The sequence below is a fragment of the Natrinema limicola JCM 13563 genome (assembly GCF_000337475.1).
Taxonomy (GTDB): Archaea; Halobacteriota; Halobacteria; order Halobacteriales; family Natrialbaceae; genus Natrinema; species Natrinema limicola.
Genome location: NZ_AOIT01000016.1, coordinates 199,533 through 221,722, shown reverse-complemented (window position 1 = coordinate 221,722; position 22,190 = coordinate 199,533). Strand labels below are relative to the sequence as shown.

The 22,190-nt window shown below is 63.8% G+C and carries 28 protein-coding genes; 22 read left to right on the top strand and 6 right to left on the bottom strand.

The window, feature by feature from the left end:
* Positions 1–2: 2 nt before the first annotated feature.
* Positions 3–1,013, bottom strand: a complete 1,011-nt coding sequence (locus C476_RS02930; RefSeq protein WP_008009688.1) for an aldo/keto reductase — start codon at positions 1,011–1,013, stop codon at positions 3–5.
* A gap of 127 nt (positions 1,014–1,140) precedes the next feature.
* Here C476_RS02930 and C476_RS02925 point away from each other — a divergent pair, with 127 nt between their 5' ends.
* Complete coding sequence (locus C476_RS02925; protein WP_008009687.1) at positions 1,141–2,769, top strand: potassium channel family protein; 1,629 nt, start codon at positions 1,141–1,143, stop codon at positions 2,767–2,769.
* Here the strand turns inward: C476_RS02925 and C476_RS02920 are convergent.
* Positions 2,766–3,719 (bottom strand): TIGR03557 family F420-dependent LLM class oxidoreductase, encoded by a 954-nt coding sequence (locus C476_RS02920; RefSeq protein WP_008009684.1) that lies wholly within the window; start codon positions 3,717–3,719, stop codon positions 2,766–2,768. The genes C476_RS02925 and C476_RS02920 overlap by 4 nt on opposite strands.
* Positions 3,720–3,860: 141 nt before the next feature.
* Between C476_RS02920 and C476_RS02915 the strand changes: the two genes are divergently transcribed.
* From C476_RS02915 to C476_RS02855, 13 genes are all read left to right on the top strand, one after another.
* The gene (locus C476_RS02915) at positions 3,861–4,841 is read left to right on the top strand and encodes an ABC transporter ATP-binding protein (RefSeq protein ID WP_008009683.1); all 981 of its coding nucleotides are present in this window, start codon (positions 3,861–3,863) and stop codon (positions 4,839–4,841) included.
* Positions 4,838–5,611 carry an ABC transporter permease gene (locus C476_RS02910; protein WP_008009681.1) on the top strand — a complete coding sequence of 258 codons (774 nt, stop codon included), beginning with the start codon at positions 4,838–4,840 and terminating at the stop codon, positions 5,609–5,611. Before C476_RS02915 ends, C476_RS02910 begins: the two co-directional genes overlap by 4 nt.
* Before the next feature lie 58 nt (positions 5,612–5,669).
* A complete protein-coding gene (gene truD, locus C476_RS02905; RefSeq protein WP_008009678.1) occupies positions 5,670–7,031 on the top strand; it encodes a tRNA pseudouridine(13) synthase TruD in 1,362 nt (453 codons plus the stop codon).
* A gap of 76 nt (positions 7,032–7,107) precedes the next feature.
* Positions 7,108–7,404 (top strand): hypothetical protein, encoded by a 297-nt coding sequence (locus C476_RS02900; protein WP_008009676.1) that lies wholly within the window; start codon positions 7,108–7,110, stop codon positions 7,402–7,404.
* 69 nt (positions 7,405–7,473) lie between these two features.
* The gene (locus C476_RS02895; protein WP_008009673.1) at positions 7,474–7,893 is read left to right on the top strand and encodes a double zinc ribbon domain-containing protein; all 420 of its coding nucleotides are present in this window, start codon (positions 7,474–7,476) and stop codon (positions 7,891–7,893) included.
* A 71-nt stretch (positions 7,894–7,964) separates the two neighbouring features.
* The gene (gene surE / locus C476_RS02890) at positions 7,965–8,801 is read left to right on the top strand and encodes a 5'/3'-nucleotidase SurE (protein ID WP_008009670.1); all 837 of its coding nucleotides are present in this window, start codon (positions 7,965–7,967) and stop codon (positions 8,799–8,801) included.
* Between the two features lie 60 nt (positions 8,802–8,861).
* Positions 8,862–9,617 carry a DUF2103 domain-containing protein gene (locus C476_RS02885; protein ID WP_008009669.1) on the top strand — a complete coding sequence of 252 codons (756 nt, stop codon included), beginning with the start codon at positions 8,862–8,864 and terminating at the stop codon, positions 9,615–9,617.
* A gap of 137 nt (positions 9,618–9,754) precedes the next feature.
* Positions 9,755–9,961 carry a hypothetical protein gene (locus C476_RS02880; RefSeq protein ID WP_008009667.1) on the top strand — a complete coding sequence of 69 codons (207 nt, stop codon included), beginning with the start codon at positions 9,755–9,757 and terminating at the stop codon, positions 9,959–9,961.
* 74 nt (positions 9,962–10,035) lie between these two features.
* Positions 10,036–10,299: an eL43 family ribosomal protein gene (locus C476_RS02875; protein ID WP_008009665.1), complete on the top strand. Its 264-nt coding sequence runs from the start codon at positions 10,036–10,038 to the stop codon at positions 10,297–10,299.
* Between the two features lie 18 nt (positions 10,300–10,317).
* Positions 10,318–10,452, top strand: coding sequence for a DNA-directed RNA polymerase subunit P (locus C476_RS02870; protein WP_006181151.1), 135 nt, complete (start codon positions 10,318–10,320; stop codon positions 10,450–10,452).
* Between the two features lie 9 nt (positions 10,453–10,461).
* Positions 10,462–10,731, top strand: coding sequence for a KEOPS complex subunit Pcc1 (locus tag C476_RS02865; RefSeq protein WP_008009633.1), 270 nt, complete (start codon positions 10,462–10,464; stop codon positions 10,729–10,731).
* Positions 10,732–11,003: 272 nt separating this feature from the next.
* Positions 11,004–11,399, top strand: coding sequence for a prefoldin subunit beta (locus C476_RS02860; RefSeq protein ID WP_008009632.1), 396 nt, complete (start codon positions 11,004–11,006; stop codon positions 11,397–11,399).
* Positions 11,400–11,654, top strand: coding sequence for a DUF3194 domain-containing protein (locus tag C476_RS02855; protein ID WP_008009631.1), 255 nt, complete (start codon positions 11,400–11,402; stop codon positions 11,652–11,654).
* A gap of 169 nt (positions 11,655–11,823) precedes the next feature.
* Here the strand turns inward: C476_RS02855 and C476_RS02850 are convergent, their stop codons facing one another.
* Positions 11,824–14,100, bottom strand: a complete 2,277-nt coding sequence (locus C476_RS02850) for an LUD domain-containing protein (protein ID WP_008009630.1) — start codon at positions 14,098–14,100, stop codon at positions 11,824–11,826.
* Position 14,101: 1 nt separating this feature from the next.
* Complete coding sequence (locus tag C476_RS02845; RefSeq protein WP_008009629.1) at positions 14,102–14,608, bottom strand: LUD domain-containing protein; 507 nt, start codon at positions 14,606–14,608, stop codon at positions 14,102–14,104.
* A 203-nt stretch (positions 14,609–14,811) separates the two neighbouring features.
* Between C476_RS02845 and C476_RS19295 the strand changes: the two genes are divergently transcribed.
* From C476_RS19295 to C476_RS19905, 3 genes are all read left to right on the top strand, one after another.
* Positions 14,812–15,240 (top strand): hypothetical protein, encoded by a 429-nt coding sequence (locus C476_RS19295; protein WP_008009628.1) that lies wholly within the window; start codon positions 14,812–14,814, stop codon positions 15,238–15,240.
* A gap of 7 nt (positions 15,241–15,247) precedes the next feature.
* On the top strand, positions 15,248–16,207 hold the full coding sequence (locus tag C476_RS02835; RefSeq protein WP_049911567.1) for an alpha/beta fold hydrolase: 960 nt from the start codon (positions 15,248–15,250) through the stop codon (positions 16,205–16,207).
* A gap of 148 nt (positions 16,208–16,355) precedes the next feature.
* Entirely contained in the window at positions 16,356–16,526 is a 171-nt protein-coding gene (locus tag C476_RS19905) for a DUF7331 family protein (RefSeq protein ID WP_449289255.1), read from the top strand.
* Positions 16,527–16,631: 105 nt separating this feature from the next.
* Here the strand turns inward: C476_RS19905 and C476_RS02830 are convergent, their stop codons facing one another.
* Positions 16,632–17,186: a GMP synthase subunit A gene (locus tag C476_RS02830; RefSeq protein ID WP_008009626.1), complete on the bottom strand. Its 555-nt coding sequence runs from the start codon at positions 17,184–17,186 to the stop codon at positions 16,632–16,634.
* Between the two features lie 183 nt (positions 17,187–17,369).
* On the opposite strand from C476_RS02830, the gene C476_RS02825 reads away from it, so the two are divergent.
* The 4 genes from C476_RS02825 to C476_RS18835 all read left to right on the top strand — a co-directional run bounded on the left by C476_RS02825 (position 17,370) and on the right by C476_RS18835 (position 20,171).
* Positions 17,370–18,383: a thiamine pyrophosphate-dependent dehydrogenase E1 component subunit alpha gene (locus C476_RS02825; protein ID WP_008009624.1), complete on the top strand. Its 1,014-nt coding sequence runs from the start codon at positions 17,370–17,372 to the stop codon at positions 18,381–18,383.
* Positions 18,383–19,429 (top strand): alpha-ketoacid dehydrogenase subunit beta, encoded by a 1,047-nt coding sequence (locus tag C476_RS02820; protein ID WP_008009622.1) that lies wholly within the window; start codon positions 18,383–18,385, stop codon positions 19,427–19,429. The genes C476_RS02825 and C476_RS02820 overlap by 1 nt, the downstream gene beginning before the upstream one ends.
* The gene (locus tag C476_RS02815; RefSeq protein WP_008009620.1) at positions 19,426–19,689 is read left to right on the top strand and encodes a lipoyl domain-containing protein; all 264 of its coding nucleotides are present in this window, start codon (positions 19,426–19,428) and stop codon (positions 19,687–19,689) included. The genes C476_RS02820 and C476_RS02815 overlap by 4 nt, the downstream gene beginning before the upstream one ends.
* A gap of 344 nt (positions 19,690–20,033) precedes the next feature.
* Entirely contained in the window at positions 20,034–20,171 is a 138-nt protein-coding gene (locus tag C476_RS18835) for a hypothetical protein (RefSeq protein ID WP_008009618.1), read from the top strand.
* 169 nt (positions 20,172–20,340) lie between these two features.
* Here the strand turns inward: C476_RS18835 and pan1 are convergent, their stop codons facing one another.
* On the bottom strand, positions 20,341–21,558 hold the full coding sequence (pan1, locus tag C476_RS02810) for a proteasome-activating nucleotidase Pan1 (protein ID WP_008009616.1): 1,218 nt from the start codon (positions 21,556–21,558) through the stop codon (positions 20,341–20,343).
* A 126-nt stretch (positions 21,559–21,684) separates the two neighbouring features.
* On the opposite strand from pan1, the gene C476_RS02805 reads away from it, so the two are divergent.
* Complete coding sequence (locus C476_RS02805; RefSeq protein ID WP_008009614.1) at positions 21,685–21,954, top strand: MarR family transcriptional regulator; 270 nt, start codon at positions 21,685–21,687, stop codon at positions 21,952–21,954.
* The last annotated feature ends 236 nt before the right edge of the window (positions 21,955–22,190 follow it).

The window sequence follows — 22,190 nt, the reverse complement described above, 5'->3', positions numbered from 1 at the left end:
ACTCAGCGATAGCCGTCGTCGTCCCCACCGCGAGCGTCGTCGATCCGGTCGAACTGCTCGTTGCTGAGCTCGAGGTCGACCGCGCCGACGTTTTCTTCGAGTTGGGCCGGCGTGCGTGCGCCGACGATCGGCACGCAGGTAAAGCGGTCCTGATCCATCAGCCATCGCAGGGAGACCTGCGCAGGGGTGGCATCGAGGTCGTCCGCAACCGACTCGACAGCCTCGAGGACCTCCCAGGCCGTCGCGCTCGTATAGCGATCCTCGAACAGGTCGGTGAGGCTGGCCCGCGAGCCGTCCGGCGCGACGACGGTGCCGTCCTCGGCGCGCTCGTATTTGCCGGTGAGGAAGCCACCGGCAAGCGGCGAGTACGGACAGACCGCGAGATCCTGGTCCGCACAGACGTCGAGGTAGTCGCCGACGTCGTCCGTATCGGCCGCGTTGAACATCGGCTGGGTCACGTCGAAGCGCTCGAGGCCCTCCACATCGCTTTCCCACAGGGCTTTGGTGAGTTTCCAGGCAGCCATGCTCGAGGCCCCCAGATGGTTGACTTTGCCCTCGCGGACGAGGTCGGTGAGCGTCCGCAGGGTCTCTTCGATGGGGGTGTCGTCGTCCCAGCGGTGGATGTAGTACAGATCGAGGTAGTCGGTTCCCAGTCGCTCTAAGGTTCCCTCGATCTGGGCGCGGATGTGCTTGCGTCCGAGCCCGGAGTCGTTCGGCCCGGGTTCACCCCAGCCGTCGAATGGGAAGTAGACCTTCGAGGCGATGACGAAGTCCTCGCGGTCGTGGTCTGCGAGCCACTCGCCGATCCACTCCTCGCTGGTCCCGTCGGGGTCGCCGTAGACGTTGGCCGTGTCGATGAAGTTGATTCCGTGGTCCCAGGCGGCATCGAGAAGCTCGTGGGCCTCGTCACGGTCTGTTTCGACGATGCCGCCGGTCTCGCGACCGAAGCGCCAAGTACCGAAACAGAGTTGTGAGACGGCCGTGCCCGTGTTGCCAAGCGTAGTGTACTCCATGGGGGCGGATTCGGTCGCAACTGCCAAAACGGGTTTGGAAGCGGTGATCGCCCGCTAGTGAACCGTCCGAAGACGCTCGAGGCGTTCTTTCCGAAGTTACAAATCGCTCGACGGTCACAACCCGGTGATGAATTACTGGTGGCGTCGGATCGCGCTCTCACTAGTGGCCGTTTTCGTCCTCGTGTTCGTCTATGCCGGCATCTATCAGGCCGGAATGGCCGCCTTCGAGGGGGTGAATATGTCGTACTTCGAGGCACTTCAGTTCGTGATTGAAGCGCTGACGACCGCCGGCTTCGGCGGCGATTCAGCCGACTGGCAGAGCACCCCGACGAACCTGATGGTGATCGCGATGAACCTCACTGGCGTCCTGCTCGTCTTCCTTGCACTGCCGCTGCTCGTCGTCCCGCTGTTCCAGCAGGCGCTCGAGGACCGGCCGCCCGAGTCCACCGACCTCACCAATCACGTCGTCATCTGCTCGCACACGCCGCGATCGGACGTGCTCGCAGCGGAACTCGAGGCGGCGAACGTGCCCTACGTCTTCATCGACGACGATCCCGAACTCGTCGTCGAACTCGATCGCGACGGCATCGACGCCATCTACGGCGAACTCGATCAGGCGGAGACGCTTCGTGCGGCAAACGCCACCGACGCCCGTGCGCTCGTTACCGACATCGACGACGAGACCAACGCGATGGTGATCCTCACCGCTCGGGAACTCTCGAGCGAGTTAACGATCGTCAGCGTCGTCGAGGACGCGGACGTCGCGAGCTACCACCGCTACGCCGGAGCCGACGAGATCGTCCGCCCGCGACGGGTGCTCGGCCAGAGCCTCGCGACGAAGGCGACGACGGCAGTCTCAACCGAGCTTCAAGACACGATCGAACTCAGCGAGGACTTTACGCTGACCGAGTTGCTCGTCCAGGCACACAGCGACCTCGTCGGCCAGACGATTCCCGAGTCGGGCATCCGCGATCGCATGGGAATCACTGTCATCGGCGCGTGGTTCAACGGCGAGTTCGTCCCCGTTCCCGGCCCCGACGACGTGATCGACGACAACACGATCTTGCTCGTCGCGGGCCGTCGTGACGACCTCACGGAACTGAAATCGCGAACGGTGTCGACCCTGCAGCGCCGCCCGGAACGCGTGGTCGTCGGCGGCTACGGCGTCGTCGGCCAAGCCGCGGTGGAAACGCTAGCCGATGAGGGAATCACCACGTTCACGATCGATACCGTCGACGCCGATGGGGTCGATATCGTTGGCAGCGTCACCGACGAACCGGTCCTCGAGACGGCGGGTGTCACCGACGGCCGCTCGGTCGTGCTGACCCTCGACGACGATGCAGCGTCGATCTATGCCACGCTGGTCATCAAACAGATCGCGCCCAGCATCGAGATCATCGTCCGAGCGAACGAAACCGAGAACATTCCGAAGTTCTACCGGGCCGGTGCGGAGTACGTCCTCTCGTTGTCGACGGTGACCGGCCGGATGCTCGCGTCAGTGCTGATCGAAGACGAAGAGGTCCTCACGCCGGAGACGCAGTTCGAGCTCGTCCGGACGGCCGCACCGGAACTCGTCGACCGAAGCCTCGGAGACGTCGATCTACGGGCGCGGACAGGGTGTACCGTCGTCGCGGCCGAACGCGGCGACGAGTTGCTGACCGATCTCGGGCCGGAGTTTATCATCCGAGAGGACGATACGCTGATCGTCGCAGGCAGCGACGAGGCGATCAACCAGTTCGTCGCGGTTGCAACCTAGAACGACGGCAACACCTCCTCCTCGTAGAACTCGAGTGCCCTCGCTTGCTCCGGGCCGATCTGGTGGTAGTACACGTGGTCGTAGCCGGCATCGATCGCCGCCTCGATGCTGTCGATATGGGCCTGCGGGTCCGGCTCGGTCGTCGTCCCGCTTTCGGCGATGTCTTCTCGCTCGACCAGCTGCGCTGCCTGCTCGAAGTGGGCCGGCGTCGACAACTCCTGGCCGAGTTCGCCCGGGAGCGATCCGTTGGGCCACCGCTCGTAGATCGTGTCGATCGCCTCGTTCTCGCTGTCAGCGTAGCAGCCGTGTAGCTGGGTGTATTTCGGTCCGTCGCCGTCGGCGTCTTCGTAGGCCTCGACTGGCCCCGATGTAGGGCCGGAACACCAGAGCCCGTCCGTGTTGTCGGCGACCCACCGGGCCGTCTGCGATCCGAACGCGCTCCCGATCACCGCCGGCTGATCGTCGGGGACGGTGTAGAGTCGGGCGTTCTCGACAGTGTAGTGGGTGCCGTGGTGGCTCGTCGTCTCGCCGGTCCAGAGGTTGCGCATGACATCTATCGCCTCGTCGAGTTTTGCGAGGCGGACGTCGTGTTCGGGCCAGCGTTCGCCGGTGACGTGTTCGTTCAGGTTCTCGCCGGTGCCGACGCCGAACGTAAAGCGATCGCCGAGCATCTCGTCGACGGTCGCGACGGCGTGGGCGACGTTGACCGGATGGATGCGGGTCGTCGGACAGGTGACGCCGACGCCGACCTCGATCTCGTCGGTTACCGTCGCGATCCCGCCGAGTGTCGACCAGACGAACGGCGACTCCCCCTGTGCCGAGACCCATGGGTGGAAGTGATCCGAGATCGAGACGAAATCGAAGCCAGCCTTCTCGGCGCGACGGGCGATATCGACCAGTTCCGTCGGGCCGAACTCTTCGCTCGAGAGGGTATATCCGAGCTGGGGCATTCTCGAGGCAGTACCACAGTCCGGCCAGTAACGGTTGAGCCTGCGACGGCAAGAGCGGGGTTCGTGCTCGCGTCGCTCGCGCCGACCCTCGCGGCCGGCCGAATCGAACCCCTTACCCGCGATGCGTGGGAACCGACCCCTATGGAAGCCGTAGTCGAAGCAACGGATCTCGAGAAGACCTACGGCGAGACCGTCGCCCTGTCACGGGCCTCGCTGTCGGTTGCACGCGGCGAGGTCTTCGCACTGATCGGGCCGAACGGGGCCGGGAAGACGACGCTCGTCCGCGCGCTGACGGGGACGACCGAACCCGACAGCGGCAGTGCGCGAATCCTCGGCGCATCACCAGCAGCCGTCAATCGCGACCGGCTCGGCGTGTTACCACAGGAGTTCTCACCGCCGGGCCGGCTCAGCGCTCGCGAACTGCTCGCGTACTACGCCGGCCTCTACGACGACGCGCGCGATCCCGACGACGTCCTCGCGGATGTCGGCCTCGTCGACGCCGGCGACACCTGGTACGAGGACCTTTCGGGCGGCCAGCAGCGCCGAGCCTGCGTCGGCTCTGCGCTGGTCAACGACCCCGATCTGCTCTTTCTCGACGAGCCGACGACCGGTATCGACCCCGCCGGTCGGCGCACCGTCTGGCGGCTTATCGAGGACCTCGCCGACGCCGGGACGACAGTCGTGTTGACGACCCACGACATGGCCGAAGCCGAGCGACTCGCCGACCGCGTCGGCCTGCTCGCCGACGGCTCGCTCGTCGCCCAGGGCACGCCTGCGGACCTCGTTCGGGATCACGGCGGCTCGAGTCGGCTCACCATCGAGACAGAAGCGGATCCTGACGCCTTTGCCGACCTCGAGCATCCGGTCGACCGACCGGAACACGGTCGGGGCCGAACCCCCGACAACGCGGTCGTCGTCCGCGATATCGACCCTGCTTCGATCGGGAGCGTCGTCGACTACCTCGAGACACACGACATTGCGTACACCGAGCTCTCGTGGGCTGAACCCGACCTCGAGGACGTTTATCTCGCGCTGGCCGACGCGACCGAACGCGAGCGAACGGATCGCCTCGAGAGCGAGAGCGGAGCCGCAGACCTCGCACAGGCGGGTGAGACCGCATGAGTCGGATGGGGCGCGTCGGAGCCGAGACGAGCGCCGGCTGGCGATCCTTTGTCCGTCGACGGACGGCGGTCTTCTTCACGTTCTTCTTCCCGGTGATCTTGATCGTTATCTTCGGCGCACTGATCCGCACCGATCCGACGGGAGAGGGACTGTTCACGGAGCCGGCGGCCTACTACGTTCCGGGCTATCTCGCGGTCGTCGTCCTCTTTACGCCGCTGTCGCGGATGGGCAGCGAGGTCGCACGCCACCGCGAGGGGAGCCGGTTCGAGAAACTCGCGACGACGCCGCTGACTCGAGGGGAGTGGCTGCTCGCCCAGACGGCGGTCAACGCCGCGATTATCGGATTGGCGAGCCTGCTCATCCTCGGGCTGGTGATCTTGCTGACCGGCGCACAAATCGCGTTCTCTCCGCTGTTGGTACCGTACATCCTGATCGGCGTCATCTGTTTCTGTGGCGTCGGCGCGATGCTCGGCAGCTACACCGATTCCCAGGACGGTGCGGTCGCCGCCAGCAACGCGATCGGGCTTCCCCTACTCTTCCTCTCGGAGACGTTCATCTCGCTGTCACAACTGCCCGGCTGGTTCGAACCGCTGGTGAACCTCTCGCCGCTGACCTACTTCGCACGCGGCGTGCGGGCCGCGACCTACACGGACGCGACGACGCCCGCGGTCGCCGGCATCGATCCGGCACTCGCGAACCTCGGAATCCTCACCGCACTCGCTGTCGTCGCCTTCGCGCTCGGCGCGCGGTCGATCCCGCGGACGGACTAGCCGTCGACCGCGAGAACGAACCGATTTAGGCCCCGCACGCCAAGCCCCGGCAACCAGCATGCGCCCAGCCCATCCCACCGAGCAGGCCGTCGGCATGGAACACTACGTCTCTGATACCGACGGCGTCGGCGGCCACCTTCGCGAGGACGACGAGCACTTCCGGGTGCGCGAACTCGAGCGCTTCGACACCGAACCGGTCGGCGCCTCGACGGACGCCTACCCACATCTCGTCTTCCGGGCGACGCTGCAGGGCTGGGATACCAACGACTTCGCATCGCGGCTCTCCGATGCGCTCGGGATCTCCCGCGAGCGGGTCAACTGGGCCGGGACGAAAGACAAGTACGCCGTGACGACACAGCTGTTTTCGGTCTACGGAGCCGACCCCGAGGACATCCCCGAGATCGACGGGGCCGAGATCGAGGTGTTGGGCCGGGCGGGGCGAAACCTCGAGTTCGGCGACCTCGCGGGCAACGCCTTCGAACTCGTCGTCAGCGAGCCCGACCGCCCCGACAACGCCGCAGCGATCACCGACGGACTGCACGACTTTGGCGGGCTCGAGGGCCAAAGAAGCGACAACTCGAGTGACACGACCTCGATCGGCGTCCCCAACTTCTTCGGCCAGCAACGGTTCGGCAGTCGCCGACCGGTCACCCACGAGGTCGGTCTCGCGATCGCTCGCGGCGACTGGGAAGGCGCAGTGATGGCCTACCTCGGGAACCCGACGGACGCGGAACCCGAATCGACCCAGGAGGCCAGGGCCTTCATCGAGGAAACCCGTGACTGGCAGGAAGCCTTAGAACGGGTGCCCAACCGCCTCCGGTACGAGCGCTCGATGATTCACGCGCTCGCAGAACACGACGGCGAGCCAGGTCCCGCGCAGTTCAGGGCGGCCCTCGAGCGCGTCCCCTCGAACCTCCAGCGGCTGTTCGTCCACGCGGCCCAGTCGTACGCGTTCAACCTGATGCTCTCCGAACGGCTCGAGCGCGACCTGCCGTTCGACCGCCCCGTCGACGGCGACGTGGTCTGCTTTTCTGACACCGACGCGCCTGACGGCCTCGAACTCCCCGATCCCGACCGACTCCAGCGCGTCGACGAGCGCCGCGTCGACTCGGTGACCCGTCACTGCGAGCGCGGCCGTGCGTTCGTCACCGCACCGCTGGTCGGCACCGAGACGGAACTGGCCGACGGCGAACAGGGCGAGATCGAACGTGCCGTCCTCGACGACCTCGGCCTCGAGAAGACGGATTTCGACCTCCCCGGTGAGTTCCACTCGACCGGCACTCGGCGGGCGATCCTCCTGCGGACGGATCTGACCCTCGAGACCGACCCGCTGACCCTCTCGTTTGCACTTCCCAAGGGATCGTACGCGACGGTCGTCTCCCGGGAGTACCTGAAAGTCGATCCGGTCCACCTCGGCTAACGCTGTTGTACCCGGCAGCGACGCATCTCGAGACGGTCGCCGAAGCGTTTAGACGGTGGTACGAGTAGGCTCGCACATGATCGGCACGGACGAGACTCGCGAGATCGTCGACTGGCGGAAGACGACAGAAGACGGGAAACCCACCTACGAAATCGAGTACAACGAGCCGGTTCCGGAGCCGACGGGGCGATCGAAGCCGCTGTTCGGTGCGAGCAGCGGCGGAACGGTGCCGGCCGGCGAGCAGTCGTTCCTGCTGCCGGATGGGGAACAGATTCCCGCGACGGAGGTAGTCTGCGAGGCCGACGGGACCACGCTACGCGTCCGCCACGAGCCGTCGACGCTGGCTCGTCTCCGGCGATACCTGCCGTGGTGAACTGGACTGGTCTTGATCGGGTGCAGAGTCGCTGACAACCTTTTGGCTGCTCGAGTTCAACGGACGCCCATGCGTAGCAAACGCGTCCAACGAGAGATCGACGACCTCGTCGCGCAGGGCTGGCGAATCGAGGAGGAGACGCCCGACCGCGTCGTGATGGTCGACCGGGAGTTCGGCTCGGTCGGCTCACACATTGTCGTCGCGCTGTTGACGTTCTGGTTCTCGCTGGGCGTTGGAAACGTCGTCTGGGCGGCGTACAACTACGTCTCGAACTCGCGGCGTCGCGTGCTCTGGGAGGACGGCGACGCTTGTCCGTCCTGTGGCGCAACCGTGCCGGCGACCGCCGACTACTGCCCGTCCTGTGGTGAGGCCCTCGAGAGCGGTCCCGACCCGACCAACGCGGTCACCTGCCCCGACTGTGAGGCTGTCGCCGCCGGCTCGCGATACTGTCCGGCTTGCGGGACGAAACTCGCGGATACGGCAGATTGATCCACGTAGCGGACCCCACCGTCACGAACCGAACTGATAGGTACGTCGGGCCCTAGACCGTGTATACGGCAATGGAACTGGATTCGGACCCCCACATTCTCCTGACGAACGACGACGGGATCGACGCACCCGGAATCCGGGCGCTGTACGACGCGCTTCAGGCGGTCGGCACGGTCACCGTCGTCGCGCCCGACCGGAACCGCAGCGCCGTCGGCCGCTCGCTCTCATATGGCCGCACACGCTCGTCGCCCGACGACCTTTCGCTGGATCTGGAAGCGGACTCCTTTACCTCACCAGTGCCCCACACCGACCACGAACTCGGCTACGCGGTCGATGGCACGCCCTGTGACTGTGCCATCGTCGGTGTCAACGCCTTGGATCCCAAACCCGACATCGTTGTCTCGGGCTGTAACTCGGGGGCAAACCTGGGTGCCTACGTCTTCTCCCGGTCGGGAACGGTCAGCGCCGCGATGGAGGCGGCGTTTCTCGAGACGCCGTCGATCGCTGTCTCGATGGACACGCTCGGCTATGACGGGGAACTCGAGCCGACCGATTTCGAGCGAGCCGCCGATATCACCGCCACGATCGTCGGTGGCGCACCCGGAACTGGCCTGTTCGACCGCGTCGACTACCTGAACGTCAACGTTCCCCGCCCGGGTCTCGAGCCGAACGGCTATGCGATTACGCGCCCGACTCGGGTCTACGAGATGGACGCGACAGTCGAGGATGGCAGCTTCCAGCTCACGAACAAACTCTGGCAGCAGATGTCCAATCGAGACATTCCCGATCCCGAAGACACCGACCGCCACGCCGTGCTCGAAGGTCAGGTCTCGATCTCGCCGCTTCGTATCCCCTACGACGTCGTCGATACCGAGGCCGTTCGGACGATCATCGAGGGCATCCTGTAGCGCCGCGACCGCCGGCGAGGAAACACGGCTGTTTTACACGATCAGTGTCAAGAGACGACTATGGAGTGTCGTCACTGTGCGTCGCCGCTCGAGAAACCTGGCGACTACTGTCTGGTCTGCCGGGATGCCAACACCGAGGCGATCGTCCTCGAGGCGGCACGCGACCGGGCGACCATCACGATGCTCGCGGGCGACGACGAGACACACGGAGATGAGCCGGCGGATCCCGACGAGCAGATCCTTGGCGAAACGACGATCACGACGACGCCGGAAGACGGCGAGAACGAGCCGATCGAACTCCGGAATTTTGCGGGCCTGATCGGCGACGAAATCCGCCGGAAGCGCCCCGAGGAGGTCTACGCCGGAGGCACACGGGACGTTATCCGGGCCGTCCGCGAGCGCATCCACTATCCGTTCTACCGCGTCGACGACGACGATCCCGTCGAAGCCGTCCTCGAGCGCCGTGGCAATCGCGCACTCGACGTCGTCGAGACGCCGCCGGCCGAGAAGATCGGCGGCAGCCACACGACACTCATCGGCGGCCGGACGGGGATGGAGGCAATCCACGCCGTTGCCGGCCATCCCCACGTCAAAAAGGTCATTCCGGGTCCCATCGATGCTGGCGGGAAGGGCTCTCAGTCCGGTATGCGCGCGAAGGTCACTCGCGCCGACGATGGCGGCAACGTTCGAATGTTGCTTCGGGATGGCTCGAGCGTCCAGGAAAACCGCGTCGTGACGACCGCTCGAGACCGAGAGATGGGCGAGCGGATCCGGGCCGATTTAAACGACGTGCTCGCGGAAGCCGAGTTTCAGTAATTCTCGGCCCCGAGTCCGATCGGCTGGCTTGGATTACGATACGTTCACTGACACTCTGTTGCTACCCGATGGAAGTGACAGGTGCTGCTGGTTCTCCTTGCCTTAATGAGGGATGGTGTAATTAGATATAATTAGTCATGCTCGAGCGACCGGACGCCGTCCTCACACTGATCCCGCTGCTGGCGGTCAGCGGCCTCGCCGTTCGGACACTGCTTGCGGTACCGGGTATCGGATCGGGACTGCTCACCGCGCCGCTTGCGGCGGCCGGCTATCTCGCTGCACTCGTGCTCATTCTGGTGGAACTGCTAGCGTGGCCGGTCGCCCAGCGGCTCAGTGGGTCGTGATCGGCATCGATCGCGTTCGCGAATCGACGCGACTCAACAGGTTTAAGAATCCGCTGGCGATAGAGAGCACTACTATGGCCAAGAAAGGACAGGTCGGTAGCGCTGGCCGCTTCGGTGCCCGCTACGGCCGCGTCGCACGACGTCGCGTCAGCGAGATCGAAGACGACATGCAGAACGCCGAAGTCGACGGCGACGACGTCACCCGCGTCGGCACTGGCATCTGGAAGAACGAAGAGACCGGCGAAGTCTTCACCGGCGGTGCCTACCGTCCGGAGACGCCCGCCGGCCGCACCGTTCAGCGCTCCATCCGCGCTGCCCTCGCTGAGGACGACGAGTAACACCCCCTTTAGTCCAGTATGAGTTACAAATGCTCTCGCTGTAAACGCGACGTCCAGCTCGATGAGTACGGTGGCGTCCGCTGTCCCTACTGCGGCCACCGCGTACTCCTGAAAGAACGCAGCCGCGACGTCAAGGAAGTCGACGTCCAGTAACGCGCCAGCGTGTCTTCTCACGACGCGACCCTCGAGTTCGACTACGAAAGCCCCTCGCGTGCCGAACTCGTCGCCGCAAGCGTCGCCCGCGAAATCGGCGAGATCGATGACGACCGCTCGCGGACGACCCTCGAGCGGGACGGCGCTCGCGTTTACATCGAGATCGATGCCGACGATGTGATCGCCCTGCGTGCCGCGTTGAACACCTGGTTTTCGCTGGTCGATGTCGCCGAACGGACTGCCGACGCTGGGTTCGTCGTTCTCGAGCCCGATCAGTAGACAGCGACTCGCTCGCGATCGATACTGGCAGACCTGCAGGCTTTCTCGTCACTTTCAACCCACCGGAGACGGACTCCTGTCAGTCAGTGCTGTGCAACTGCAGGCCCACCGGCACATCGGGACAGCAGTCCGTATGAATAGCTGCCCAGACCGTGACATGGCTCGGACTGGAGACCGGAGTGAGCCCGGTCGGAAATCAAAAACGGGGCGGACGTCGATCTGGACGAAGCACAAAGCTTGGCTTTATCAGTCCGGAGGGCGAGGGTCGAGGTATGCAAGGAAACCTGCCGCCGGAAGCACAGGAGAAAATCGAACAGCTACAGGATCTGCAGGAAACGGCACAGCAAGTCGCCGTCCAGAAACAGGAAGCGGAAACCGGTCTCACCGAGGCCCAGAACGCTCTCGACGAACTCGAGAACATCGACGAGGAGACGACCATGTACCGCAGCGTCGGCGAGCTCCTCGTCGAGACTGACTACGACCAGGCAGAGGAAGACTTAGAGGACAAGGTCGACTCGCTCGAGCTCCGCCTCGAGACTCTCGAGAAGCAGGAAGACCGCGTACAGGACCAGTTCGAGAGCCTGCAGGACGAGCTCGAAGAACTGCTCGGCGGCGGCATGGGCGGCGGTCCGAGCCCAGCTGGCGGTCCCGGCGCTGGCGGCGCATAAATGCCGACTGACGAGCCGACGGCCGACGACGTCGTCCAGACGGCGTCGGACGCTGCGGAAGGCTACGTCTTCTCGCAGTACAAACAGTCGGCCGTTCGCGATCTCGACGTCACCGTGACGTTCGAAGACGGCGTCCTCGAGGTCGACGTCTACCTCAACGTGCCCGAGGGCGACGGCGAGGCCGATCCCGAACAGGTCGCCGACGATGCCGCGCTCACGGCGCGGCAAGCTGTCGACGAGCTGTTCGAGGAGTAACGGACGCGTTTCCGTTTCGACCACTCTCTTTCGGTCTTTTTCAACGTGGCTAGCCAGCGCGCAGCCGGTGGTTCCCGTGGTAGTGGCGACTGTGGTCCGGTAAACGGCGAAGCGAAACGACGAGACGGCAAGGAGTGTCACGAGCTACCCAGCAAAGAATCGACGACCGCTACAGTCGAGAGCCGGGTGCCAGCACCTCGATGGGATGTGGCACGTCCCGCTCGAGCAGTCCCTCGAGTTGGTCGCCACACGAGGTGCCCGACGCGACGACCGTTTTGGCACCGGCGACCTGTTCGGCCAGTCGCTCGCCGACATCCACACTGAGTTCGTAGTACTCGCGTTTGTAGCCGAAGGAACCGGCCATCCCACAGCACTCGGCACTTGTCGTCTCGGGGGCGTAGCCACAGCGCTCGAGGACGGCGACCGTCGGTGCCTCGAGATCGAGCGTGCGCTGTTGGCAGTGGGAGTGATACGCCACCGGCTCTGCGCCGTTGCCGGTCGACAGCGCCGACGGGTCGGCCCCGTTCTCGAGCAGTCCGTAGACGTACTCACAGATCTCGTAACTATTGTCGCGTAGACGCTCGAACGACCGCTCGGGCAGCAGCCGCTCGTACTCGCGGTGCATGGCCGCCAGATCGGACGGTTCGACGACGACAATGTCTCGGCCGGCGTCGAGGTTCTCGGCCAGTGCGGCGTAGAGTCGGCTGGCCTGCCGGTCTGCGGTCGCGACCATCCCCTGGGAAAGCGCCGCGCGGCCGCTTTCGGGCAGGTCCGGTACCTGCACAGGGATGCCCAGCGCCTCGAGCGTGCGGACGGCGGCTTTTCCGCGATCGGTGTCGACGTAGTTCGTGTAGACGTCGGGATAGAGGACGACCTCGCGGTCGACATCTGCTTCATTGGCTCGAGCCGCCCGTCGACTCGAGGTAGCGTTCCCACCTCGCTTCTCGAACCAGTCGACGAGCGATTCGCGCTGGAACGCGGGCAGATCACGGCGATGGTCGATCCCGAGGGTGCGCTCGAGCAACCCGCGGACGGGGTCGGCGTCGGCGAGCCAGTTCGAGACGGGTGCCGTGGCGCTGGCCGCTTTCGCGACCGTGCCGATGTTGCCGAAGAAGCGTTTGCCGAGGTCGATCCCGCCATCTTCCATATCGGGCGTGAGACCGTCGACGAGGAAGTCGGTGGCCGCCGGGTCCTCGCTGCGGTTGATCCGATCACGGACGACGGTGTTGATCCACGGGATGTCGATCTTGACCGGACAGGCGTCGACACAGCGCGAGCAGCCGGTACAGAGGTCGTTGAATTCGGCGGCCGACTCCTGGCCGTGGACGCCGGCCTCCCAGCCGGTGGCGATCCCACCGGAGTAGGTCTCGCCGCCGAAGCCGTGGCCGCCGACGGACTGGAAGTTCACACACGAGTTCGAACAGGCCCCACACCGAATACAGTACAGCGTTTCTCGGAGCTGATCGTCCTCGCGCATGTCCATGCGGCCGTTGTCCAGTAAGACGAGGTGGAAGTCCCGGTCCGTCTTCGCTTCGTCGCCGGCCGTAATCGGCTCCTCGGGGTCGTCGAAGTCCAGCGTCGGCGAGTCGGTCGGCGGCGAGAGCATCGTCACGTACTGTGCGATCGACTGGCCCGTCGCGCTCTTGGCGATGAGGTCGACGAACGGCTCGAGGTCCGACAGCGTCGGAATTAGCTTCTCGATGCCCGCGATCGCGACGTGGGTGTCGGGTGTGACCGCACACTTGCGCGCGTTGCCCTCGTTCGTGACGAGGGTGATCGTCCCACTGTCGGCAACGACGAAGTTCGCGCCGGTGATTCCCACGTCGGCCTCCTGGATATGGTCGGCAAGATAGTCGCGGGCGAACTGGGTGAGTTCTTCGGCTGTTTCCAACGGCTCGTCGGGATCGAATCGCTCGTTGAACAACTCGGCGATCTCCACGCGCTCGAGGTGCATCGCCGGCCCGACGATGTGCGAGGGCGTGTCGTCCGCAACTTGCAGCACCCATTCGCCGAGGTCGGTCTCGGTGACTTCGATCCCCTCGGCCTCGAGCGCGTCGTTGAGATCGATCTCCTCGGTCGTCATCGACTTCGACTTGACAACTGACGGCGTGTCATCATCTCCGACGATCCCGTGTTCCTCGGTCTGGGTGTCGACGACATCGGCGACGTACGCGTTCGCATCCGCCGCGTCGTCGGCGACGTAGACGGTACCGCCGTTTGCTTCGACTGTGTCCTTGACGGTGTCGATCAGATCTGGAAGCCGATCAATGGCGTCTTCCTTGATCGCTCGCGCTTCGGTTCGCAGCGCCTCGAGGTCGTCAGCCGCATCGTACGCCTCTCCCCGCTGTGCGTGGAACGAACTCGCTTTCGCGTGGACGGCGTCGCCTTCGGTCTCGAGCAGGTGTCGAATCCGGTCGGCCTGCTGTGACCTGGTTCGCTGGGCCATCTTAGCGGTCCTCCACGACGATCACGTCGACATCACCGGGGCCGTGGACGCCGTGGACGAGATCGCCCATGTCGGCGGTCGCGCTCCGGCCGGTCGCGAAGACAACACTGTCCTGACCCGCCGCGAAGCTGTCGGCGAGGCGGTCGAAGCCGGCGCTCAGGTCCGGGACCACGTCGCTTTCTGCGACGACCGCGACATGGCAATCCGGATAGAGGCTGATCGCTTCTGCGCCGTCGGCCGTCGACTCGACGGCGACGGTACCATACTCCGCGATCGCAAAGCCGACTGGCGTCACGCCCGTCCGGGCGGCCTCGAGGTCGGCACTCGTCGGCTCCGTCGTCACCGATTCGGGGAGCGTAACGCCCTCGAACGGCAGCGGCGCGCCGACAGCTGGCTCCTCGACGATCATCTCGATCCGCTCGCTCGCATCGGCGGCCGGAACGCGCTCGAATCCGACTTCGAGTCCCTCGAGTGCGCGTTCGAACCGGCCGACAGTGTCGACTGTCATCAGTTCACATATCTAAGTGGACGGTGAAGACACTGACGGTCGAATTGGGATGGCGATCGGGCCGTCGACCGCGACGGACATAGCCGTGTGATGGAATTCGACAGGCCATCTGTCGACGTCTGATGTTGTATTTAGGGCGAAGATATCGGGTATTATTGTGTGAGCTACTTCGGGTCGTTCGGCGAACGTGCCGTGTGGTTTCGATGAACGAGACAGAACTCGGCACCCACGAGTGGTGGGAGTCGTACAAAGAGACCGTCAACAGCGATCCGGAAATGAACGTGCGAGGCCATGACAAGTTCTCCGAAAACTTCTACGTCGAGATCGGTGACGAGCGCGTTCTCCTCGAGATGGACGGCGGCGAGATCAAACACCTCGTCCCGAACCCGACGATGAACAACCAGTGGTCGTTCGGCGTCGAGGGCGACCGCGAGGCCTGGGAGGAGTTCGTCCAGGAGACACCACCCGCGTTCAACCACGAAATCATCGCGTCGCACTATCGAACCGCGGTTCGCAACGAGGATGGACACCTCCAGCTGACCGGCAACAACAAGAAAATCTTCCAACATCTCCGCGCGTTCCAGCGAACGCTCGATCTGATGCGGGTCGCACACAACGACGGAGGGAGCTAACATGTCGATGACCTACCAGCCAGGCGATGTCGAACCGATCAGTGGATCGTACGTCCACACCGAAGTCGAGGGCGTCAACCACCGGATCTATTTCGAGGAGAACGGCCCCGAAGACGGGATTCCGTTGCTCTGCCAGCACACAGCCGGCAACAACTGTCAGGAATGGCGTCATCTCTTGACCGACGAGCAGATCACCGAGGAATTCCGCGTCATCGCCCACGACCTCCCCTATCACGGGAAATCAGTGCCACCGACGACCCAGAAATGGTGGACCGACGACTACACGATGACCGCCGAGAAGTTTACCGAGACGCTCGTCAACCTTGCCGATGCCCTCGAGCTCGAGGAGCCCATCTACATGGGCTCGAGTATGGGCGGCAACATCGCGCTCGAGTTGGCCGACTGGTATCCCGAGCGATTCCGAGCGCTGATCGGCCTCGAGTGCGGTGCACACAGTCCAGGGTTCTACATCGATTGGCTCGATCATCCCGAAGTGAACACGACGGAGGTCAATGCCTACTCGTGTTGGGGGCTGATGGCTCCTCAGAGTCCCGAACAAACCAAGCGCGAGACGATGTACCTCTACGAACAGGGCGCGACGGGGGTGTTCAAGGGCGATCTCTACTACTACTCCGTCGATCACGACTACCGCGACAAACTCGATCAAGTCAACGCCGACGAGTGTCCGCTCTATATCGCCAACGGCGAGTACGACTACCTGACGACGCCGGAGGACGGCCGCCAGACTGCCGAGGGAGTTGGTGAGGGAGCAACAGCGATCGAACTCGCCGAAATCGGTCACTTCCCGATGAGCGAACATCCCGAACTGTTCAACGCCTACATCCGGGAGATTCTCGCCGATATCACCGGTGATCGAGACGAGGAACTGCCAGACGTCCTCGAGCCGGACGACGTCGGGATCGAACTTCACCAGCGGGGGCCTGCACGCGAGAAACCGGCTGAATAGTCATCGAATCGCCGCTGATCGCCGGTCGAGGCGCTTTCGGCTGACCGTGGCGTGATTTCAGTCAGTTTTTGTTCGACATCTGTTTCAATCAGTCTACGATTGTGTTCTCTGCTCGTGATACGCCGGCAAGACACAAGACCTATATCGTATGTGGCTAGTTCTCATCTGTCGCTACCATACTATGTCGGAAGCACCGTCCGAACCCGCCCGATGTGCCGCAACAGAGACAGACGACGGTACTGTTCGTATCTTCGATACAACGAACGATGCAGCCTGGATCGAATCCGATACGACACTCTCGCTCGCCTGGCAGACCTGATGCACTCTTACTGATCGTTCAAAGACGAGCCGATCACGATATCTCGTTTTCGTCCGAGCGCTGTGTCCGCAGCCACGAGAGCACCGAGTAGGAGCGGCCGCGAGATTATTGCGATTCGCAGATCGACAGGAAGTTCTCGAAGATTTCGTCACCTTCCTCGGTATGAGCGACCTCGGGGTGCCACTGCACACCGTAGAGATCCCGATCGGTGTCGCTCATCGCCTCGACGTCACAGACGTCGCTTTTCGCGGTCAGTTCAAATCCATCGGGCAGTTCTGTGACCTCGTCGGCGTGGCTTGCCCAGACGCGCGTTTCGGGGTGCAGTGATCCGGTCAGCGGATCGTCCTCGTCGACGATGTCGACCGACACGTCGGCGTACCCGCCGTATTCGCCGCTGCCGACCGTGCCACCAAGTTCCTCTGCGATCAGTTGCATCCCCAGACAGATACCGAGCACTGGCATGTCCGCCTCGAGGTACTCGGCCGATTTCCCGATACGGTCCATGTCGGGGCCACCGGAGAGGACGACGCCGTCGGCATCGACCTCCTCGGGTGGCGTGTCGTTATCGATCAGTTCCGTGTCGACGCCGAGGTCGCGAAGCGCCCGGCGCTCGAGGTGGGTGAACTGTCCGTGATTGTCCACCACGACGATTTTCGTCATTGGGTGTCCGTAGCGGGTCACCCGGTAAAAGCGGTCCGAAACGGACGCTTCTGATGGGCCAGGTTGCTGTCCACGACAGTTCCATGGGCGATCGTGTTTCGATCGACGAAGCGGCATAGCTATTTGACGATCCGTTCCGTTATGTCTACAGGAATTATGGTGGCTGTTAACGAGTTACAAGAGATGTACGAGAACATGGTGACGGCGCGCCAGTACGAAGAACGGTTACAGGAGGAGTACATGGCGGGCAAACAGCCCGCGTTCGATATCTCCGCCGGCCCCATTCCGGGCGAACTCCACCTCGCGGCGGGCCACGAAGCCGCCGGCGCGGGCGTCTGCCAGCACCTCCGGGACGACGATACGGTCACGGCACCGCATCGGCCCCACCACATCGCCATCGCGAAGGGCGTCGACCTGAAGCGAATGACCGCCGAGATCTTCGGCCGCGAAAGTGGCCTGAGCGGCGGGAAGGGGGGACACATGCACCTGTTCGATCCCGACGTCAACTTCGCGTGTAGCGGGATCATCGCCGAGGGCTGTCCGCCCGCGGTCGGCGCCGGGCTGGCCGCGAAAAAGCGCAACACCGACAGCGTCGCTGTCGCGTTCCTCGGCGAGGGCGCGATCGACCAGGGCGCGTTCTTGGAGTCGCTCAACCTTGCGAGCGTCCAGAACCTCCCCGTCGTCTTCGTCGTCGAGGACAACGACTGGGCGATCAGCATGCCCAAAGAGCGCGTCACCGACGTCGAGAACGGAGCCCAGCGCGCCGACGGGTTCGGCCTGCAGGGTATGCGCGTCGACGCCGACGATGCTGTCGCCGTCTCCGAGGCCGCCAGGGAGGCCGTCGGACGCGCCCGCGACGGGAACGGGCCGACGCTGCTCGAGGTACAGGTCCATCGGCGCATGGGCCACTTCATGGGCGATCCCGAGTCGTATCGCCCCGACGAGGACAAGGACGCCGCCGAGCAGCGCGATTCGATCGAGCGACTCGAGTCGGACCTCCAGGCACACGGCGTCGACGACGAGACGATCGACGACCTGCGGTCGCGGGCTCACGACCGCGTCGAGGAGGCGATCGAGTGGGCAAAAGACCAGCCCGAACCAGAGTCGGAGGATGCCTACGAGGACGTGTTCGTGAATCCACCCTCAGGCGTGACAGACAACGAGCCGTCGACCGCGGACACGGGAGGTGACGACTGATGGCACAACAGGAAAAAGACGACGCGAGCGGACAGCAGGCGGGCCGGTCGCTGACGATGAGTCGGGCGATGGTCGAGGCGATCGCCCACGAGATGCGCGCGGACGACGAGGTCTTCTACATGGGCGAAGACGTCGCGGACTACGGCGGCATCTTCGACAGCACCGAGGGCCTACTCGAGGAGTTCGGCCGTGACCGCATCATGGACGTGCCGATCAGCGAGACGGCGTACCTCGGCGCGGCCGTCGGTGCAGCCCAGGAGGGGATGCGCCCAATTGCCGAGCTGATGTTCGTCGACTTCTTCGGCGTCGCGATGGACCAAATCTACAACCAGATGGCTAAAAACACCTACATGAGCGGCGGGTCAGTGAACGTTCCGATGGTGCTTACCGCCGCCGTGGGTGGAACGTACAACGACGCCGCCCAGCACTCCCAGACGCTCTACGGGACGTTCGCACACCTCCCGGGGATGAAAGTCGTCGTGCCCTCGACCGCCTACGACGCGAAGGGACTGATGCACAACGCCATCCGCGACGACGACCCGGTCGTCTACATGTTCCACAAGCGGTTGATGGGAATCGGCTGGCTGCCGGCTCCCGACGGCCCGAAGACCGGGGTTCCCGAGGACGACTACACGATTCCGTTTGGCAGTGCCGACGTCAAACGCGAGGGTGCGGACGTGACCGTCGTCACCCTCGGGTTGCACGTCCACCGCGCGCTCGAGGCCGCTGCAGATCTCGCCGATGACGGAATCGACATCGAGGTCGTCGACCTCCGGACGCTCGTGCCACTCGACACGGACACCATCCGCGACTCGGTGGCCAAGACCGGCCATCTGGTCGTCGTCGACGAGGACTATCGCTCGTACGGCGTCACCGGCGAGATCATCGCGAGCGTCGCCGAGGCCGGACTCGACGACCTCGAGGCCGTCGAGCGCGTCGCCCTCCCGGACGTGCCGATCCCGTATGCGCGACCGATGGAAGACGAGGTCGTGCCGGGAACCGAGGACATCGCGGCTGCCGTTCGCGCCGCTCGAGGGGACGAATGAGCGGGACCGATGACTCCGTTGCCGTCGAGACGAGCGATCGCTGGCCCGACGACGTAGACGAGGATGTCGGTGTCGTCGTCAACTGGTTCGTAGCCGAGGGCGGTCAGGTCGAGGAGGGCGACTCGATCTGCGAGTTTCAGGTCGAAAAGGTGAGCGTCGACGTGCCGGCACCGGCCACCGGCACGCTCGCGGAAATCGCGATCGGTGAAGACGAGGAGTTCGAGCGGGGTGATCGACTCGCCTTGATTCGTCCGGCATAGCCGTCACCAGGCTCGAGCGAGCGCGAAGTTTGCTCAGTTCTGCTCGCCCCCACTTAAAGACGCAATCTGTCGAGGTGTCGGTTTTTATGTACTCACTCCCCCCTCCCCTCCAGCGTCGGTTCGGATGACCCGTCCGAGTGTGGACGCAGGTGAGTGGAGTGTAACGATGAAAACTGCGATGCCGCCGGCTTCGGGTTCACCTCATATTGCAGGGTACGACTCGTCCGCAGAGCACACTGCGACCGACAGCACATCGACTGTCGTTAGCACTCTGCCGGATACACGCCGATTCTCGAGTCATGCGTTCCGGTACGCTTATGCGGTCGTCACCGGATGAACGTGACATGGCAGTCGATCTCAGCGACTTCGAGCATCCAGCGTGGCGTACCGCGGCGGGGATGGGTATCGGGTATGTGCTGATTCTCGCAGTGCTGACTGTGGCGATGTTCGTCGTGCCGTGGCTCGTCTTCTCGGCGCTATAGTAGCAGACCGGACACACACTGGCCGCTTCGTTGATAGCGGCAGATCGGCCACGAAACTGAGACTGGTTCTCTCGCCGACAGAGCGCACGCTGTCTGGATAGCACACCGAACGTAATGGCTCGAGTCGAGAGAAAACGAAGAGACAGATCGCCGTCGACCTCGAGCGCGTTCAGGCGAAGGTCTTCGAGACGTCCTCGGTGTCCTCGGATTCGGCCTGGACCTTGTCCCAGGCGCTGCGGAAGTCTTCCATCCGGATCTCGGTGCGGTCGTCACGGATGGCGAACATGCCGGCTTCGGTACAGACGGCCTTGATGTCGGCACCGGAGGCTTCCTCGGCCTCTTCGGCCAGCTCGGCGAAGTCGACGTCGTCGGCGACGTTCATCCCGCGGGTGTGGATCTCGAAGATGATCTCGCGACCCTCCTGGTTGGGCTTTGGCACTTCGATGAGGCGGTCGAAGCGGCCGGGACGGAGGATGGCCCGATCCAGCATATCGAAGCGGTTAGTGGCAGCGATGATGCGGATCTCGCCGCGTTCCTCGAAGCCGTCCATCTCGGAGAGCAGTTGCATCATCGTCCGCTGGACTTCGGCGTCGCCGGAGGTCTTGGATTCCGTCCGTTTGGCGGCGATGGCGTCGATCTCGTCGATGAAGATGACAGCGGGCTCGTGCTCGCGGGCGACGTCGAAGAGGTCGCGCACGAGCTTGGCACCCTCGCCGATGAACTTGTGGACCAGCTCCGAGCCAGCCATCTTGATGAAGGTGGCATCGGTCTGGTTGGCCACGGCCTTGGCGAGCATCGTCTTCCCGGTGCCCGGTGGTCCATAGAGCAGGACGCCGCTTGGCGGGTCGATCCCGACGTCGTCGAACATCTCGGGCTTCTCCAAGGGCATCTCGACGGTCTCGCGGACCTCTTGCATCTGCTCTTCTAAGCCGCCGATGTCCTCGTAGCTGACGTTCGGGCTCTCGGTGACCTCCATCACGCGAGCGCGAACGTCGGTCTCGCTCGAGAGTGGCTTGACGATAGACAGCGAGTTGTTGACCGCCACTCGAGCGTCGGGCTCGAGATCGGCGCGCATCTCGTCGGTGACTTCGGTCAGCGCCTCCTGGTTGTTCCCGTGTTGTTTGATGATGACGCCCTCGTCCGTGATCTCCTGGACGGTGGCGACGAACAGCGGGGACTGCTTGAGTTTCTTGTTCTCGTGCGTGAGCCGCTCGAGTTTCTGCTGGTACTTGTTGTTCTCGGCGTTGGCATCGAGGAGTTTGTCGCGCATCTCCTCGTTTTGCGCCTCGAGGATCTCCAGCCGTTCCTCGAGCGCCTGGATTTTCTCCTGTTGGGACGCCTCGTCCTCATCATATGGGAGGTCGACGTCGTCCACAGTGTCGCTCATCACCCGTCCTTTGGGTGTTGGTTCTTAAGAGGCTTCGGGTAGGTTCACTCAACTACGCCGTATTACTGTTGAGCATTATATGGAATAGAAAATATTATCACTCCGTATTCGGAATGGTGGAGTAAGATGAGTGCTTCAGAGCCCCTCCAACAGGAGACCAGCGAGCGGGGAACGTGGGACGACGTCCGCGAGCTACCGCCGAGCGCGAAACTCGTCGCAAAAGTTCTCGAATACAACGACACGATGACCCAACAACAGATCGCCGACGAGACGCTGCTGCCGTCCCGGACGGTTCGGTACGCGCTCAACCGACTCGACGAAAAGAACGTCGTCGATTCGCGCTTTTCGTTCTCGGACGCACGCAAGCGTCTCTACAGTCTCGACATCGACGCCTGATCGGGCAGTCGCGGGTTCTCTCGACCGTTTTACTCGGTTTCGGCTCGAGTCGATAGGGTGGTATCGCCGACCGATCTCGTCTGATCGGTCGCGCGATGCGATCTGAATGCGCTTTGTCGCCATCTCCGCGCGTATCGCGGTTCCGATCGGCCGATCGCCTCGCGGCGGTCCCGGCCGGGACTGATAACGAGACAGAGCAATCGAGATTCCGTTGCCGCTTCACTTTCACTCCGGTC

What these genes read in the sequence shown, in the direction of transcription:
- C476_RS02930 (WP_008009688.1), bottom strand. Translation starts at nt 1,013, where the DNA reads ATGGAGTACACTACGCTTGGCAACACGGGCACGGCCGTCTCACAACTC.
- C476_RS02925 (WP_008009687.1), top strand. Translation starts at nt 1,141, where the DNA reads ATGAATTACTGGTGGCGTCGGATCGCGCTCTCACTAGTGGCCGTTTTC.
- C476_RS02920 (WP_008009684.1), bottom strand. Translation starts at nt 3,719, where the DNA reads ATGCCCCAGCTCGGATATACCCTCTCGAGCGAAGAGTTCGGCCCGACG.
- C476_RS02915 (WP_008009683.1), top strand. Translation starts at nt 3,861, where the DNA reads ATGGAAGCCGTAGTCGAAGCAACGGATCTCGAGAAGACCTACGGCGAG.
- C476_RS02910 (WP_008009681.1), top strand. Translation starts at nt 4,838, where the DNA reads ATGAGTCGGATGGGGCGCGTCGGAGCCGAGACGAGCGCCGGCTGGCGA.
- truD (WP_008009678.1), top strand. Translation starts at nt 5,670, where the DNA reads ATGCGCCCAGCCCATCCCACCGAGCAGGCCGTCGGCATGGAACACTAC.
- C476_RS02900 (WP_008009676.1), top strand. Translation starts at nt 7,108, where the DNA reads ATGATCGGCACGGACGAGACTCGCGAGATCGTCGACTGGCGGAAGACG.
- C476_RS02895 (WP_008009673.1), top strand. Translation starts at nt 7,474, where the DNA reads ATGCGTAGCAAACGCGTCCAACGAGAGATCGACGACCTCGTCGCGCAG.
- surE (WP_008009670.1), top strand. Translation starts at nt 7,965, where the DNA reads ATGGAACTGGATTCGGACCCCCACATTCTCCTGACGAACGACGACGGG.
- C476_RS02885 (WP_008009669.1), top strand. Translation starts at nt 8,862, where the DNA reads ATGGAGTGTCGTCACTGTGCGTCGCCGCTCGAGAAACCTGGCGACTAC.
- C476_RS02880 (WP_008009667.1), top strand. Translation starts at nt 9,755, where the DNA reads ATGCTCGAGCGACCGGACGCCGTCCTCACACTGATCCCGCTGCTGGCG.
- C476_RS02875 (WP_008009665.1), top strand. Translation starts at nt 10,036, where the DNA reads ATGGCCAAGAAAGGACAGGTCGGTAGCGCTGGCCGCTTCGGTGCCCGC.
- C476_RS02870 (WP_006181151.1), top strand. Translation starts at nt 10,318, where the DNA reads ATGAGTTACAAATGCTCTCGCTGTAAACGCGACGTCCAGCTCGATGAG.
- C476_RS02860 (WP_008009632.1), top strand. Translation starts at nt 11,004, where the DNA reads ATGCAAGGAAACCTGCCGCCGGAAGCACAGGAGAAAATCGAACAGCTA.
- C476_RS02855 (WP_008009631.1), top strand. Translation starts at nt 11,400, where the DNA reads ATGCCGACTGACGAGCCGACGGCCGACGACGTCGTCCAGACGGCGTCG.
- C476_RS02850 (WP_008009630.1), bottom strand. Translation starts at nt 14,100, where the DNA reads ATGGCCCAGCGAACCAGGTCACAGCAGGCCGACCGGATTCGACACCTG.
- C476_RS02845 (WP_008009629.1), bottom strand. Translation starts at nt 14,608, where the DNA reads ATGACAGTCGACACTGTCGGCCGGTTCGAACGCGCACTCGAGGGACTC.
- C476_RS19295 (WP_008009628.1), top strand. Translation starts at nt 14,812, where the DNA reads ATGAACGAGACAGAACTCGGCACCCACGAGTGGTGGGAGTCGTACAAA.
- C476_RS02835 (WP_049911567.1), top strand. Translation starts at nt 15,248, where the DNA reads ATGACCTACCAGCCAGGCGATGTCGAACCGATCAGTGGATCGTACGTC.
- C476_RS19905 (WP_449289255.1), top strand. Translation starts at nt 16,356, where the DNA reads ATGTGGCTAGTTCTCATCTGTCGCTACCATACTATGTCGGAAGCACCG.
- C476_RS02830 (WP_008009626.1), bottom strand. Translation starts at nt 17,186, where the DNA reads ATGACGAAAATCGTCGTGGTGGACAATCACGGACAGTTCACCCACCTC.
- C476_RS02825 (WP_008009624.1), top strand. Translation starts at nt 17,370, where the DNA reads ATGTACGAGAACATGGTGACGGCGCGCCAGTACGAAGAACGGTTACAG.
- C476_RS02820 (WP_008009622.1), top strand. Translation starts at nt 18,383, where the DNA reads ATGGCACAACAGGAAAAAGACGACGCGAGCGGACAGCAGGCGGGCCGG.
- C476_RS02815 (WP_008009620.1), top strand. Translation starts at nt 19,426, where the DNA reads ATGAGCGGGACCGATGACTCCGTTGCCGTCGAGACGAGCGATCGCTGG.
- C476_RS18835 (WP_008009618.1), top strand. Translation starts at nt 20,034, where the DNA reads ATGGCAGTCGATCTCAGCGACTTCGAGCATCCAGCGTGGCGTACCGCG.
- pan1 (WP_008009616.1), bottom strand. Translation starts at nt 21,558, where the DNA reads ATGAGCGACACTGTGGACGACGTCGACCTCCCATATGATGAGGACGAG.
- C476_RS02805 (WP_008009614.1), top strand. Translation starts at nt 21,685, where the DNA reads ATGAGTGCTTCAGAGCCCCTCCAACAGGAGACCAGCGAGCGGGGAACG.